16 protein-coding genes are annotated in these 13,846 nt (G+C 71.2%); 7 read left to right on the forward strand and 9 right to left on the reverse strand.

Translation table 11 applies throughout. The features are described from left to right. Positions 1 to 106: 106 nt before the first annotated feature. Both ACZ3IJ_RS06215 and ACZ3IJ_RS06220 read right to left on the reverse strand, forming a co-directional pair. Positions 107 to 757, reverse strand: a complete 651-nt coding sequence (locus tag ACZ3IJ_RS06215) for a DUF6230 family protein (protein ID WP_352191711.1) — start codon at positions 755 to 757, stop codon at positions 107 to 109. 582 nt (positions 758 to 1,339) lie between these two features. Next, a complete protein-coding gene (locus ACZ3IJ_RS06220) occupies positions 1,340 to 2,314 on the reverse strand; it encodes a tetratricopeptide repeat protein (protein WP_467466511.1) in 975 nt (324 codons plus the stop codon). 251 nt (positions 2,315 to 2,565) lie between these two features. Between ACZ3IJ_RS06220 and ACZ3IJ_RS06225 the strand changes: the two genes are divergently transcribed. Next, the gene (locus ACZ3IJ_RS06225; protein WP_352191709.1) at positions 2,566 to 3,204 is read left to right on the forward strand and encodes a TetR/AcrR family transcriptional regulator; all 639 of its coding nucleotides are present in this window, start codon (positions 2,566 to 2,568) and stop codon (positions 3,202 to 3,204) included. Between the two features lie 10 nt (positions 3,205 to 3,214). After that, complete coding sequence (locus tag ACZ3IJ_RS06230) at positions 3,215 to 3,625, forward strand: PPOX class F420-dependent oxidoreductase (protein ID WP_467466512.1); 411 nt, start codon at positions 3,215 to 3,217, stop codon at positions 3,623 to 3,625. A 66-nt stretch (positions 3,626 to 3,691) separates the two neighbouring features. On the opposite strand, the gene ACZ3IJ_RS06235 is transcribed toward ACZ3IJ_RS06230, so the two are convergent. The 4 genes from ACZ3IJ_RS06235 to ACZ3IJ_RS06250 form a co-directional block, all read right to left on the reverse strand. After that, positions 3,692 to 5,392 (reverse strand): acyl-CoA mutase large subunit family protein, encoded by a 1,701-nt coding sequence (locus ACZ3IJ_RS06235; RefSeq protein ID WP_467466514.1) that lies wholly within the window; start codon positions 5,390 to 5,392, stop codon positions 3,692 to 3,694. A gap of 83 nt (positions 5,393 to 5,475) precedes the next feature. Then, a complete protein-coding gene (locus ACZ3IJ_RS06240; protein WP_352191706.1) occupies positions 5,476 to 5,808 on the reverse strand; it encodes a DUF3817 domain-containing protein in 333 nt (110 codons plus the stop codon). A 54-nt stretch (positions 5,809 to 5,862) separates the two neighbouring features. Further along, positions 5,863 to 6,372, reverse strand: coding sequence for a MarR family winged helix-turn-helix transcriptional regulator (locus ACZ3IJ_RS06245; RefSeq protein ID WP_467466515.1), 510 nt, complete (start codon positions 6,370 to 6,372; stop codon positions 5,863 to 5,865). Between the two features lie 9 nt (positions 6,373 to 6,381). Beyond that, positions 6,382 to 7,875, reverse strand: a complete 1,494-nt coding sequence (locus ACZ3IJ_RS06250) for an MFS transporter (protein ID WP_467466516.1) — start codon at positions 7,873 to 7,875, stop codon at positions 6,382 to 6,384. An 81-nt stretch (positions 7,876 to 7,956) separates the two neighbouring features. Here ACZ3IJ_RS06250 and ACZ3IJ_RS06255 point away from each other — a divergent pair, with 81 nt between their 5' ends. Then, positions 7,957 to 8,955, forward strand: coding sequence for an ArsR/SmtB family transcription factor (locus ACZ3IJ_RS06255; RefSeq protein WP_467466517.1), 999 nt, complete (start codon positions 7,957 to 7,959; stop codon positions 8,953 to 8,955). Between the two features lie 51 nt (positions 8,956 to 9,006). On the opposite strand, the gene ACZ3IJ_RS06260 is transcribed toward ACZ3IJ_RS06255, so the two are convergent. After that, entirely contained in the window at positions 9,007 to 9,300 is a 294-nt protein-coding gene (locus ACZ3IJ_RS06260) for an MTH1187 family thiamine-binding protein (protein ID WP_391798391.1), read from the reverse strand. Next, on the reverse strand, positions 9,297 to 9,641 hold the full coding sequence (locus tag ACZ3IJ_RS06265; protein WP_391798392.1) for a DUF3817 domain-containing protein: 345 nt from the start codon (positions 9,639 to 9,641) through the stop codon (positions 9,297 to 9,299). The genes ACZ3IJ_RS06260 and ACZ3IJ_RS06265 overlap by 4 nt, the downstream gene beginning before the upstream one ends. 112 nt (positions 9,642 to 9,753) lie before the next feature. Here ACZ3IJ_RS06265 and ACZ3IJ_RS06270 point away from each other — a divergent pair, with 112 nt between their 5' ends. The 4 genes from ACZ3IJ_RS06270 (at position 9,754) to ACZ3IJ_RS06285 (ending at position 12,423) form a co-directional block, all read left to right on the forward strand. Beyond that, entirely contained in the window at positions 9,754 to 10,392 is a 639-nt protein-coding gene (locus ACZ3IJ_RS06270) for an AIM24 family protein (protein ID WP_352191700.1), read from the forward strand. Then, the gene (locus ACZ3IJ_RS06275) at positions 10,392 to 11,042 is read left to right on the forward strand and encodes an AIM24 family protein (protein ID WP_467466520.1); all 651 of its coding nucleotides are present in this window, start codon (positions 10,392 to 10,394) and stop codon (positions 11,040 to 11,042) included. Before ACZ3IJ_RS06270 ends, ACZ3IJ_RS06275 begins: the two co-directional genes overlap by 1 nt. Then, complete coding sequence (locus ACZ3IJ_RS06280; RefSeq protein ID WP_352191698.1) at positions 11,039 to 11,830, forward strand: AIM24 family protein; 792 nt, start codon at positions 11,039 to 11,041, stop codon at positions 11,828 to 11,830. Before ACZ3IJ_RS06275 ends, ACZ3IJ_RS06280 begins: the two co-directional genes overlap by 4 nt. A 116-nt stretch (positions 11,831 to 11,946) precedes the next feature. Continuing rightward, on the forward strand, positions 11,947 to 12,423 hold the full coding sequence (locus tag ACZ3IJ_RS06285; RefSeq protein ID WP_467466521.1) for a MarR family winged helix-turn-helix transcriptional regulator: 477 nt from the start codon (positions 11,947 to 11,949) through the stop codon (positions 12,421 to 12,423). Between the two features lie 16 nt (positions 12,424 to 12,439). Here the strand turns inward: ACZ3IJ_RS06285 and ACZ3IJ_RS06290 are convergent, their stop codons facing one another. Continuing rightward, on the reverse strand, positions 12,440 to 13,837 hold the full coding sequence (locus ACZ3IJ_RS06290) for a sensor histidine kinase (RefSeq protein WP_467466522.1): 1,398 nt from the start codon (positions 13,835 to 13,837) through the stop codon (positions 12,440 to 12,442). Between the last annotated feature and the right edge of the window lie 9 nt (positions 13,838 to 13,846).

A 13,846-nucleotide genomic window follows, 5' to 3' on the forward strand; every position in this document is an offset into this window, starting at 1 on the left:
AGAAATGTGGAGAAGATGGCGCTATGGCCGGGAACGGGCGGGGCCGTACGGAACGAACGACGGCCCTCGCCCGCCGGGCGGTTGTGCCAGATGCCGCACCGAGTGACTACTCGGTGAAGCACTCCTTGGTGCCCTTGTGCAGCTTCAGGCTCAGGTTGCTGAGCTTGAACGTTCCGGCGGTGGTCGCCCACGCCTTCTGCTCCACGTTGGTGAGCTTCGCCGTCTCGGCGCGCTGCGAGAAGCCGTAGGGGTTGGCCTTCGTACCGGGCTGGATGCCCGGCTTGCCCTCGGACTTCGGGAGCGAGCCCGCGGCCACACCGATGTCGATGTTGCCGAACTCGGCGTCCGCCTTCAGCGAGGAGACATCGAGGTAGATGTCCTTCGCGTAGACCGGCTTGTTCTTCTCCGTACCGGCGCGCAGCTCGAGCGACACGTTGCCGATGAACGGCACGTTCGGCGTCACCACGGACTGGCACATGTTGGTGATCCAGGCCTCGGAGAAGCCCGAGACACCGACCGGCTCCGCGAAGGGCTTGCCTTCGAGGTCCTTGCCGGACGCCACGCTGCCGTACTGGACGAAGTCATTGCCGACAAGGCTGTCGGCCTTCACCTTGAACTCCTGGCCGGAGATGCTGAAGGACGCTGCGAGCGCGCCCTGAGCCAGGCCGACACCGATCGCGGCCGTCGCGGCCACACTCGGCACCATGACGACGGCGAACCGCTTCCATCTGGTCCCGCCACGAACCTGGGACTTCATGAGAATCCTCCTTCTCGGACGTACATCTCCGGATGGGCCCAGGGGCCCGTCCTGGGATGGGAGAAGTGCTACGTCCTCGGGAAGGAGCGCCGAACACCGGGCGCGAGGAGCGTCCGACTTCACCGGCGATCACCCCCGAGCGACAACCACTGGCCACGCCTTGCGCGCAACCTCTTGGACAGGCCCTGCCGGTGAGAGCAGGAACCCCCCTGTCCACGGCCGGCGCCACTGTCGCCGACCCGCTCGGTGGGGACCCTCGCCGCCGCCCCGGTTGGGTGCCGGGGTGCGGTACAGGACCGAGCGTCGCCGATCGTGGTCCATTACGGGCCGGGGCACAAGGGGGTTCGTTACTGACTAGTAACGGCTGGATAACCGCGCCACGACGGGGCGATGTCGCCCGGCCACACAGGGTGCAGTCAACTGAGGTGACATAGGAGGAGGATGGCGGTGAAACCCGGACAGAAATCGAGGTTCGATTTACTGCAAGTAACAGCGGCCGCGATTACCAAGTTTTGGTAAAGCGCGGCCGCGTTTTGTCACTGTGTCGCCAAATCGGTGCTGTCCCGGGCGGGATGGAACGGGTCAGAACAGCACGCGTGCGAGGGCCTGACGGGCCGTCGTGACCCGCGGGTCGTCCGGACCGATGACCTCGAAGAGCTCCAGGAGCCGCAGCCGTGCCGCGTCCCGGTCCTCACCGGCCGTGCGCCGCACGGCGTCCACGAGACGGCTGAAAGCGTCCTCGACATGACCGCCCACCAGATCGAGGTCGGCGGCGGCGATCTGCGCGGTGACGTCGGCCGGATCGTCGGCCGCGTTCTTCCGTACCTGCTGCGGGTCCATGTCCTGCACCCGGGCGAGCAGTTCCGCCTGGGCGAGGCCCAGCTTGGCCTCCGGGTGGGCCGGGTCGTCGGCGAGCACGTTCTTGTACGCCTGGACGGCACCGCCCAGATCACCGGCGTCCAGCGCGGACATGGCCGCTTCGAGCAGCGCGTCGTACGGACCGGCCGGCGCGGGGGCGGCGGCCGACGCACCGTCGGCCGCGGCGTCCGGGTCCACGGCGATACCGGTGAGGCCGAAGCGCTCCTCGCCGACCTGGATCAGCTGGTCCAGGGTCTCGCGGATCTGGGCCTCGGGCGCGGCGCCCTGGAAGAGCGGCAGCGCCTGGCCGGCGACCACCGCGAAAACGGCCGGAATCCCCTGGATGCCGAACTGCTGCATCAGCATCTGGTTGGCGTCGACGTCGATCTTCGCCAGGAGGAAGCGGCCGTTGTACTCGACGGCGAGCCGCTCCAGGAGGGGGCCGAGCTGCTTGCAGGGCTCGCACCACTCGGCCCAGAAGTCGATGACGACCGGAACCTCGGCGGAGCGCTGGAGGACATCGCGCTCGAAGCCGGCCTCGTCGACATCGATCACCAGGGCGGAGGGGGCGACGGCCGTGGGCCCGCCCTGCCGGGCGGCCTGCGCGCGAGCCTGCTCCGCCTTGGCCTTGGCCTCTCCGGCCGCCTTCACCGCGGCGAGGTCGACGACGCCGCTCATGGACATGTTTCTGGGCTGCATGAGTACATCCTCCCCCCTCCGCGCGCGTAACCGGTAAGTCATGGCTGAACCGCACACCAAGGTGCGCGGTTCCCTTCGGTCGCGCCGGGTCCCCACCCGGCGCATGTGGTTGTCGCTCAGGCCGGTCGAGGCCTTTCGCTACGGGTCGTAGCGTAACTGTCCCGGTCGGCTCGCGGGAAGGACTGCCCGGTGAACTGGCTCACATCGCACACCTCTGGCGCAATACCTACCGGCGGGTATGGTCGACCTCCATGTGCAGCCGTACCAGTTCCCGCAGCTCCCGGAGCCGTACCGGACGCCCGCGCAGTGTCGAGGCCGATGCCGCGATCCTCGAGGCGACCCGGGCGGCGCTGGTCGAACTGGGCTGGTCCAAGCTGACGATGGGCGACGTGGCCGGCCGCGCGGGGGTGGCCAAGACGACCCTCTACCGGCGCTGGGCGAGCAAGAACGAACTGGTCGTGGACGCCGTCGCCGTCCTCTTCGACGAACTCGAACTCCCCGACCTGGGTTCCCTCCAGGCCGACATCGAGCATGTGGTCCTCCAGTTCGCCGCGCTGCTCCAGCGGCCGGAGACCAAGACCGCGCTGATGGCCGTCGTGGCGGAGTCCACCCGGGACGAACCGCTGCGCGAGCGCATCCGCACCTCCATCGTGGACCGGCAGAAGCGGCTCGTCCTCGAGGGCCGCCAGCGCGCCCAGGAGCGCGGCGAACTCCCCTCCGACCGGGATCCGACGTCCGTCGACAGCACCGACGACCTGATCTTCGACGTGATCGCCGGTGCGGTGGTCCACCGCGCCCTGGTGAGCGCCGAGCCGGTCGACGCGGCATGGGTCCAGCGCTTCACGGCGCTGCTCATCGGAGGTCTGGGCGCGGCGGCGGCCACACCCTAGGGTGATCGCCGTGACGATCACCCTGAACAGCACTGTGCGCACGCTTCTGGACGACCCCAACCCGGCGATCCTGGGCACGGTCCTCCCCGACGGCTCTCCGCAGAACTCCGTGGTCTGGGTGGCCAGGGACGGCGACGACCTGCTGATCTCCAGCCAGGACGGCCGCCGCAAGGTGCGGAACATCCAGGCCGACCCCCGGGTCAGCCTGCTCGTGTACGACGTGAAGGACCCGCAGCTGTACGCCGAGATACGGGGCACGGCCACGGTCACCGAGGACGTCGGGCGGGCGTTCGCCGTCGCGGTCGAGGAGCAGTACGAGGGGCCCGGATCCGGCCAGGGCTACCTCGAACTGCCGCCGGAGGTGGTGCGGGTGGTCATCCGGATCACGCCGGTGAAGGTGGCGGGCACGGCCGCCGAGTAGCCCGGGGGAAGAGGAAGGGGCGGTACGGGAGGTCCCGTACCGCCCCCTCTCGTCCGGGGTGTGCGGCTAGAAGCCCGGGGGCTCGGTGTAGATGCCCCACTCCTCGCGGAGCACGTCGCAGATCTCGCCGAGCGTGGCCTCCGCCCGTACCGCGTCCAGCATCGGGCCGATCATGTTCGAGCCGTCGCGGGCCGACGCCAGCATCGCGTCCAGCGCGGCGCGGACCCGGGCGTCGTCGCGGCGGCCCTTGCGCTCGCCGAGAACCCGGACCTGCTCCCACTCGACCTCGTGGCTGACGCGGAGGATCTCCAGGTCGCCGGTGACGGAGCCGTGGTGGACGTTGACGCCGACGACTCGCTTGTCGCCCTTCTCCAGGGACTGCTGGTACTGGAAGGCGGACTCGGCGATCTCTCCGGTGAACCAGCCGTCCTCGATCCCGCGCAGGATGCCGGAGGTGATCGGGCCGATGGGGTGCTGACCGTCCGGGTGGGCGCGGCGGCCGCGCTCCTTGATCTGGTCGAAGATCTTCTCGGCGTCGGCCTCGATCCGGTCGGTGAGCTGCTCGACGTACCAGGAACCGCCCAGCGGGTCGGCCACGTTGGCCACGCCCGTCTCCTCCATGAGCACCTGCTGCGTGCGGAGCGCGATCTCGGCGGCCTGCTCGCTGGGGAGCGCCAGGGTCTCGTCGAGGGCGTTGGTGTGCAGGGAGTTGGTTCCGCCGAGGACCGCGGAGAGCGCCTCGACCGCGGTCCGTACGACGTTGTTGTACGGCTGCTGGGCGGTGAGCGAGACACCGGCGGTCTGGGTGTGGAAGCGGAGCCACTGCGCCTTGTCGGTCTTGGCGCCGTAGACCTCCTTCATCCAGCGGGCCCAGATCCGGCGGGCGGCGCGGAACTTGGCGATCTCCTCGAAGAAGTCGAGGTGCGCGTCGAAGAAGAAGGAGAGGCCGGGCGCGAAGACGTCGACGTCCAGGCCGCGGGAGAGGCCGAGCTCCACGTAGCCGAAGCCGTCGGCGAGGGTGTACGCGAGCTCCTGCGCGGCCGTCGCTCCGGCCTCGCGGATGTGGTAGCCGGAGACGGAGAGCGGCTTGTACGCGGGGATGCCCTGCGCGCAGTGCTCCATCAGGTCGCCGATGAGACGCAGGTGCGGCTCGGGCTGGAAGAGCCACTCCTTCTGCGCGATGTACTCCTTGAAGATGTCGGTCTGGAGCGTGCCGTTGAGCACGCCCGGGTCGACACCCTGGCGCTCGGCGGCGACCAGGTACATGCAGAAGACGGGCACGGCGGGCCCGGAGATGGTCATCGAGGTGGTGACGTCGCCGAGCGGGATGTCCTTGAAGAGGACCTCCATGTCGGCGGCGGAGTCGATGGCGACACCGCAGTGGCCGACCTCGCCGAGCGAGCGGGGGTCGTCGGAGTCGCGGCCCATGAGGGTGGGCATGTCGAAGGCGACCGAGAGCCCGCCGCCGCCGGCGGCCAGGATCATCTTGTACCGCTCGTTGGTCTGCTCGGCGTTGCCGAAGCCGGCGAACTGGCGGATGGTCCAGGTCCGGCCGCGGTAGCCGGTCGGGTGCAGACCCCGGGTGAAGGGGTACTCGCCGGGCCAGCCGATGCGCTCGAAGCCCTCGTAGGTGTCCCCGGGCCGGGGGCCGTAGACGGGCTCGACCGGATCACCGGAGAGCGTGGTGAAGTCTGCGTCCCGCTTGCGGGCCTTGTCGTACCGGGCCTGCCAGCGTCGGCGGCCTTCCTCGATCGCGTCTGCGTCCATGCTTCGAATTTACTAGGACGTCCTAGTAAATGTCGATGGCAAACCCCCGCACATCCGTGCGGGGGGTGTGGCGCCGGGCCGGGTCAGGCCTTGGCGGGAGCCGGCTGCGCGCCGCTGACCAGCGGAAGCGTCTCGCGGACGACCTTGCGCTCGACGAAGAAGGCGGCGAAGGGAATCGTCCCGGACAGCAGCACCCACAGGAGCTTGCCGAACGGCCACTTCGCCTTGGAGCCGAGGTCGAAGGCGAAGATCAGGTAGATGATGTAGAGGACGCCGTGGGCCTGGGAGACCGCGAAGGTCACGTCCTCGCCCATGTCGAACCCGTACTTGAAGACCATGCACGTGCAGAGCACGAGCAGCATGACGGCGGTGATGTACGCCATCACGCGGTAACGGGTCAGCACGCTGGATTTCATGCCGTCGAGCGTAACGGCACGTTCCGGGCGATCTTCGGGCGGGCCCGGTTCCGGTCAGCTCTCGTCGAAGTCGTGCGCGTCCACCCGGAGCGGGCGCAGCATCGCGAAGATCTCGCCGCACTCCTCGGCGTCGTACACCCCGAGCCCGAAGTCCATCGCCATCAGGTCGCGGGTGGCGGCCTCGACCACCTCGCGCCCCTTCTCGGTGATCGAGGCGAGGGTGCCACGGCCGTCGTTGGGGTTGGGTCGCTTGTCGACGAGACCGGACTTCACGAGCCGGTCGACGGTGTTGGTGACCGAGGTCGGGTGGACCATCAGCCGCTCGCCGATCTTGGACATCGGCAGCTCACCGGCCTTGGAGAAGGTGAGCAGCACCAGCGCCTCGTACCGCGCGAACGTCAGTCCGTACGGCTTGACGACGGCGTCGACCTCCGCGAGGAGGATCTGGTGGGCGCGCATGATCGAGGTGATCGCGGCCATCGAGGGGACCGGCCCCCAGCGCTTCTGCCAGAGTTCGTCGGCGCGGGCGATGGGGTCGAAGGGGAGACTGAGCGGCTTCGGCACGCGTCGACCTTACCCACTGGTCACATGGTGGTCAGCCCCGTCTCGTACTTCGGTCGCACGGACATGGAGGACGGCGGCGAGGACGCAGAGGGTGCCGACCACTCCCGTGCCGGCGACCACGAGGTGGACGGGGAGGAACTCGGCGGCGAGGCCCGCACCCGCCATGCCGACGCCCTGCGCGGTCATCATGCCCGCGGTCATCAGGGTCATGGCCCTCCCCCGCTGCCCCTCGGGGACCGCGGCGACGAACCAGGCGTCGAGGCCGAGCGTGTACGCGCCGGTGGCGCCGGCCAGGACGAGGGCGAGGCCCGCGAGCGCGGCGCGGGGCTCCACGGCGTAGAGGAGATAGGGGACGACGCCGGCCAGGGCCAGCGGGTACACGATCCGGGAGCGGGTGGCCGCGCTCAGCCTGGACCCGGCGAACAGCTCGCCCGCGACGGTGCCGACGGGCAGGGCGCACATCAGCAGCCCGAGCGCGGCGGTGGAGACGCCCGCCTGGTCGGCGTAGGGCGCGGCGAGGGCCTCGGGGACGACGGCGAACAGCGGCGGCAGCCAGAACAGCAGCATGAGCGCGCGGACGCGGCGGTCGCGGAGGACGGCCAGGTTGCCGCGCTCGCGCGGGGCGGTGGCGGTGGGTGCGGCGGCGCGGGCGGGTCGCCTCCGCGTCCCGAGACGGAGGAGGAGGGCGGAGACGAGGAAGGTCGCGGCGGTGACGGCGATGGCGCCGCGCGGTTCGACGACGGTGAGGAGCACTCCGCCGGCGCCGAACCCGACGAGGAGGGCGCTCTGGGACACGATGCGGAGGAGGGAGCGCCCGAGGACGAAGAGGTCGCCCTCGCCGAGGATGTCGGCGAGGGTCGCGGTCCGGGTCCCGTTGAACACGGGCGCGACGGCGGCGACGGCGCACCGCAGCACGAGCAGCCCTGCGACGGGCGTGACGGGCACGACCATGAGCGAGACGCACGCGGCGCAGACGAGGTCGCAGACGACGAGGACCCGCCGGGGCGGGTACCGGTCGGCGACGCCGGCGAGGAGGGTGCCGCCGAGGAGGTAGGGGAGGAAGCCGAGGGCGAAGGTGAGGGAGGAGAGGAGGGGGGAGCGGGTGAGGTCGTAGACGAGGACGGTGAGCGCGATCTCGCTGACGACGACGCCGAGGAGGGAGAGCAGATGGGCGACGAAGACGGTCCGGAACTCCCGCACGGCGAACACGGCGCGGTACCCGGAGCCGCGCGCCCCCGTGCCGCCCGCTCCAGCCGGCCCGGAGCCGTCGGTCGCCTCGGCGGTCGGCGGGTCCGCGGGAGGATGCGCGTCCGCACCACCGGCCACCGGCTCCGCCGCGGCCTGGCCGGGCGCGGCGGGGTGCGCCGAGCCGGACTGCGACGCGGTGCGTGCTGCGGAGACCGCCGACCGGGGCGGGCTGGACGGCGACGCCTCCGTGCTCCCGCCTGCGGGCGGCGCGGGTGCGGAGGGCGGGGGCTCGGGGGCGGTGTCTCGGGTCGGCATGTGCCGCAGCGTGCCCGGGACGTACGCGCGGGCCTAGACTTTCGGACCCAGCCGAATCTTCCGCCCCGAGGTGCCCACCCCGTGCCGTACCACCTCCACTTCGGCGAGGCCGACCCGCTGCGGATCCGGTTCGCGCTGTCGCCGCTCTGGGAGACGCACTCCGCCGTACGCGTGCTGGCGCGCCCCCGCCAGCAGGGCTATCACCTGCCCTGGCTGCGGCGGATCCGGGAAGCCGCCCGAGGGCTCGAACTCGCGCCCCTGCACCTGCTGATGCCGCTGCGCGGGCACAGCCCCGACTTCCTCTACCCGCCGCCCCTGGGGCCAGCCGCCTCCTTCGCGGAGGAGATCGCGGCCGTACGGGAGACCGATCCGGCCCTTGCCCGGGACGACTTCGCCCGGGCGCTCGCCGAGACACCCGGCGCCACGGCGAGCGACGAGGGCCGGCGGATGCTGGACGACCCCGCGGCGACCGTCCGCCGGCTCGCCGATCTGCTCCACGCGGCCTGGGAGGCCCTGATCGCGCCCGAGTGGCCGCGGCTGCGGGCCGTCCTGGAGGCCGACGTGGCGTACCACTCGCGCCGACTGGCCGAGGGCGGCCTGGAGCGGCTCCTCGGCGAGCTCCACCCCGGCTTCGGCTGGGACGCCGACCGCGCCACCCTCACCGTCGCGTACCCCGGCGACCACGTCCGCCCCCTCGACGGCCAGGGGCTCGTCCTGATGCCGTCCGTCTTCACCTGGCCGCACGTCGTGAGCGGCTTCGACCCGCCCTGGCAGCCGACGGTCGTCTACCCCGTGCGCGGGATCGGCGGGCTCTGGACCGAGGCCCCCGACCGGACCCCCGACGCGCTGGCCCGGCTGCTCGGGCGGGCCCGCGCGGACGTGCTGTGCGCGCTGGACGAGCCGACCGGCACGACCGCGCTCGCGCACCGGCTCGGCCTGGCGCCCTCCTCCGTATCGGCCCACCTGTCGGTCCTGCGCGAGGCCGGTCTGCTGACCTCCCGCCGCTACGGCCACCAGGTCCTCTACGAACGCACCCCGATCGGCATCGCCCTGACCGCCCCCGGCGACACACACGACTGAGCCCCCGGCACCCGCTGAGGGGTTCGGGGGCTCGGAGACCCGGGGCGGCGGTCAGGCCTCCAGGTGGCGTTCCACCGTCGCGACCTTCGAGGTGAGACCGTCCGTGACGCCCGGGCGGATGTCGGCCTTCAGGACGACGGAGACCCGGGGCGCCCGTGCCTCCACCGCGGCGACGGCGCGCTTCACCACGTCCATCACCTCGTCCCACTCTCCTTCGACGGAGGTGAACATCGCGTCCGTGCGGTTCGGGAGACCCGACTCCCGCACGACCCGGACGGCGTCGGCGACGTACTCGCCGACCTCCTCCCCCACGCCGAGCGGGGTGACCGAGAAGGCGACGATCATGCCTCCACCGCGCTCTCGCGGCGGGCGCGGGAGGCGATGACCGCGTCCTCGGCCTCGCGCTTGAGCTTGCGCTCCGCGTAGAAGCCGCCGAACGGCAGCACCGAGAGGACGAAGTAGAGGGCAGCCGTCTTGAACTGCCACTTCGTACGGTTCCAGGCGTCCAGCCAGAAGAGCACGTACAGGATGAAGAGGATGCCGTGGACCGCGCCCATCACGGGCACGGCGTTGAAGTCCGTCGTGCGCTTGAGCACGGAGCAGACGAGCAGCAGCAGGAAGGAGACGGCTTCCGGCGCGGAGACGAGCCGGAGGCGGTGGAGGGAGGAGGCGGTCTTGATGTCCACGGGAGGGGGTCACCTTCGTTCGATCTTGTGAACGGATGCACAAGGGTGGGCGGGTCCATTGTGCACGCCGACTTTGCTGTTCCTTTAGCCGGGGGGCCCGTAATCTCCCTCCGTGGCAACGTTCCGACTCCAAGGCAGCAAAGTGCTCGCCGTGTCCATGACCGGCGACGCCGTCAAGGCCAAAAACGGCTCCATGGTCGCCTACGACGGCCAGATGGCCTTCAAGAAGATGTCCGGCGGAGGCGAGGGTCTGCGCGGCATGGTCACGCGCCGGCTCACGGGTGAGCAGATGGAGGTGATGGAGGTGAAGGGCCAGGGGACCTGCTGGTTCGCCGACCGCGCCTCCGAGATCAACCTCGTCTCGCTCCACGGCGACAAGCTCTACGTCGAGGCGAGCAATCTGCTCTGCACCGACGCAGGGCTGCGCACCGGCACGAGCTTCACGGGCCTGCGTGGCGGGGCGACCGGCAACGGCCTCTTCACCACGACCGTCGAGGGCACGGGGCAGGCGGCGATCATGTCCGACGGCCCCGCCGTGGTGCTGCGCGTGACCCCGCAGTACCCCCTCTCCGTCGACCCCGGCGCGTACATCGCCCACCAGGGCAACCTGCAGCAGAGCTTCCAGTCCGGTGTGACGTTCCGCACCTTCCTCGGCGAGGGCGGCGGCGAGGCCTTCCAGATCCGCTTCGAGGGCGACGGCGTCGTGTACGTCCAGCCCAGCGAGCGGAACACGATCGGGGGCGACGTCTGATGCCGTTCCGCGAGATCAACTCGAAGATGGTCGAGGCGACCGTCGTCCCCGGGCAGCGCATGTTCAGCCAACGCGGCGCGATGCTCGCGTACCGCGGCGACGTCACTTTCACGCCGAACATGGCAGGCGGCCAGGGCGGCGTGATGTCGATGATCGGCCGCCGCGTGGCCGGCGAGGCGACGCCGCTGATGACCGTCGAGGGCAACGGCACGGTGATGTTCGGGCACGGCGGTCACCACATCCAGGTGATCCAGCTGACCGGCGACACCCTGTACGTCGAGGCCGACCGGCTGCTCGCCTTCGACGGCACCCTGCAGCAGGGCACGATGTTCATGGGCTCCCAGGGCGGGGTCATGGGCATGGTGCGCGGTCAGGTGACGGGCCAGGGGCTCTTCACGACGACGCTCAAGGGTCACGGCGCGGTCGCCGTCATGGCCCACGGCGGCGTGATCGAGCTGCCGATCGCCCAGGGACGCGCGGTCCACGTGGACCCGCAGGCGTACGTCGCCCACCGCGGCGACGTACGGAACAAGCTCTCCACCGCGCTGGGCTGGCGCGACATGGTGGGGCGGGGCTCCGGCGAGGCGTTCCAGCTGGAGCTGAGCGGCAGCGGTGTGGTGTACGTGCAGGCCTCGGAGGAGAAGCTGTGACCGGTCCCGTCGTCCTCGACCCGCAGTCCCTCCCGTCCGACGACAACGTCAATCCGTACACCTTCTGCGTGGAGCTCAAGGGCTCCCAGTGGTTCCTGCAGAAGGGCAAGATGATCGCCTACTACGGGCGGATCGACTTCAACGGCATCGGCCACGGGCGTCTGGACCGCCTGGTCCGTACGTCGTTCCACTCGCCGCTGCACGCGAGCGACTGGGTGGTGGCGGAGGGCAGCGGCAAGATGCTGCTCGCCGACCGGGCCTTCGACGTGAACTCGTTCGACCTGGACGAGGGCAATCTGACGATCCGTTCGGGCAATCTGCTGGCGTACCAGCCCACGCTGGCGCTGAAGCAGTCGATCGTGCCGGGGTTCGTGACGCTGATCGGCACGGGCAAGTTCGTGGCGGCCTCGAACGGGCCGGTGGTCTTCATGGAGCCGCCCATGCGGGTGGACCCGCAGGCCCTGGTCGGCTGGGCGGACTGCCCGTCCCCCTGCCACCACTACGACCACGGGTACATGACGGGCGTGATGGGCGGCGTCCGCGCACTGACGGGGCTCGGCGGGACCTCGGGCGAGGAGCACCAGTTCGAGTTCGTGGGAGCGGGTACGGTACTCCTCCAGTCGAGCGAGATGCTGATGGCCGACCGGGCGATCGGTGAGGTCGGCGGACAGCCGGGCGTCCCGGGCGGCGGCGTCCCCGGAGCGCATGGTTCCGGCCAAGGGGGGCACGGTTCGGCACCGCGCCTTCCCGGACAGCTCGGGGACCTCCAGCGTCGCTTCGGTCTGTAGCCGGTAGTCTGCGGAGTGTGACGCCCTCGAACGTCTGCGCCCGTCGGGGCCCTGGGTGCCCGGCGTCACACTCCCTGACTTCGTCCAGTTTTCAACTTCTTAGGTAGAATCCACATATGGAGACCGAGACGGCCACCCCCTGGCTCACCGACGCCGAGCAGTGTGCGTGGCGCACCTATCTGGACGTCAACCGGATGCTGACGTATCAGCTGGAGAAGGACCTCCAGCCCTTCGGCCTGACCATGAACGACTACGAGATCCTCGTGAACCTCTCGGAGTCGGCCGACCGGCGTCTGCGCATGAGCGACCTGGCGGCGGCGACGCTGCAGTCCAAGAGCCGGCTCTCGCACCAGATCACCCGCATGGAGAACGCCGGGCTCGTGCAGCGCGCCAACTGCGAGTCGGACCGCCGCGGGCTGTACGCGGTCCTGACGGACCAGGGCATGGAGACCATGCGCAAGGTCGCGCCCCACCACGTGGAGTCGGTGCGCAGGCACTTCATCGACCAGCTGTCGCCCGAGGCCCTCGGCGACCTCCACGAGTCCCTGAAGCCCGTCGCCGAGCAGCTCCGGGGCCGCCGGGGCAAGCCCTAGGGCTCTCCGGGCCGCCCTAGGGGCCCTCCGGCAGCGGCAGAGTCAGTTCGAACAGCGCGCCGCCCGCCGGTCCTTCACGGACCGTGAGGGTGCCGCCGTGCCGTACGGCCACGTCCCGGGCGATCGCGAGGCCGAGCCCCGCGCCGCCCTCGTCGCGGGTGCGGGCCTCGTCGAGCCGGACGAACCGCTCGAAGATCCGCTCGCGGTCGGCCGCGGGCACCCCGGACCCGTCGTCGGCCACGCCGAGCACGGCCCGGTCCCCCGCCCTTCGTAGCGTGACCGTCACCTCCGTACGGGCGTGACGCACCGCGTTGTCGAGGAGATTGCCGAGCACCCGGCCGAGCTGCCCCGGGGAGCCGGTCACCTCGACGGACTCCGCGGCCTCCACCGTGACCCCCCGCCGCCCCGCGGCCGTCGCCGTCGCCAGCGCGGCGAGGTCGACCGGGGCACCGGCGATCCGCTCCCCCGCGTCGAGCCGGGCGAGCAGCAGCAGGTCGGCGGCGAGGTGCTGCAGCCGTACGGTGTCCTCGACCGCGCCCGGCACGTCCAGGAGCTCCGGATGGGCGGCGCCCACCTCCAGCTGGGTGCGCAGGCTCGCGATGGGGCTGCGCAGCTCGTGCGAGGCGTCGGCGACGAACCGGCGCTGCCGCTCCACGGACGACTCCAGGGCCGCGAGCGTCTCGTTGGTGGTCCGGGCGAGCCGGGCCACCTCGTCGTGCGTGGCGGGCTCGGGGACCCGGCGCGACAGATCCTGCGAGGTGGTGATCTCCGCCATCTCGCGGCGGATGGACTCGACGGGCCGCAGCGCCCGCCGGGTCACCAGCCAGGTCACCCCGGCCACCACCCCGAGCAGCAGCGGCAGTCCGACGAGCATGGCGGTGGCGGCGGTGCTCACCGCGTCCCGCTGCGCCCCGAGCGACGCGCCCGCGTAGACCCGGACCGTCTCGTCCCGCCGGTCGGTGACCTCCACCTGGCTGAACCGGTAGTCGTCGCTCTCCCCGTCCACGGTGGCGCTGCCCTCGCCGTGCCAGGTGCTGACCCCGACCTGGCCGGGTTCGGGGTCGTCCGCGTCGTCGTCGGCGTCCCGCCCGGTCCCGGGGCTCGCCTCGGGGGTGACGTCGGGCACCCCGGTCCCGCTGATCGCCGTGAGCCCCTGGCTCACCGCGAGGACCCTGCCGTCGCGGTCGACGACCTGCACCGGGTTCTCCTCGCCGTCCGGCAGGTCGAGCGACCGGTACGGGGTGCCGGCGGCGATGCGGCCCGCGACCTCGCGGGCGACGGAGTCCGCCTCGCCGTCCGCCCGGCTCGTGAGGTTGCCCCGCAGGGTCAGCAGGACGGCGACACCGGCCGCGACGAGGGCGACGGCCACCACCGCGGTCGCGCCGAGGGTGGCCCTGGCGCGGACAGAGGCCAACCACCGGCC

Source organism: Streptomyces sp. NPDC013317, from assembly GCF_055563155.1.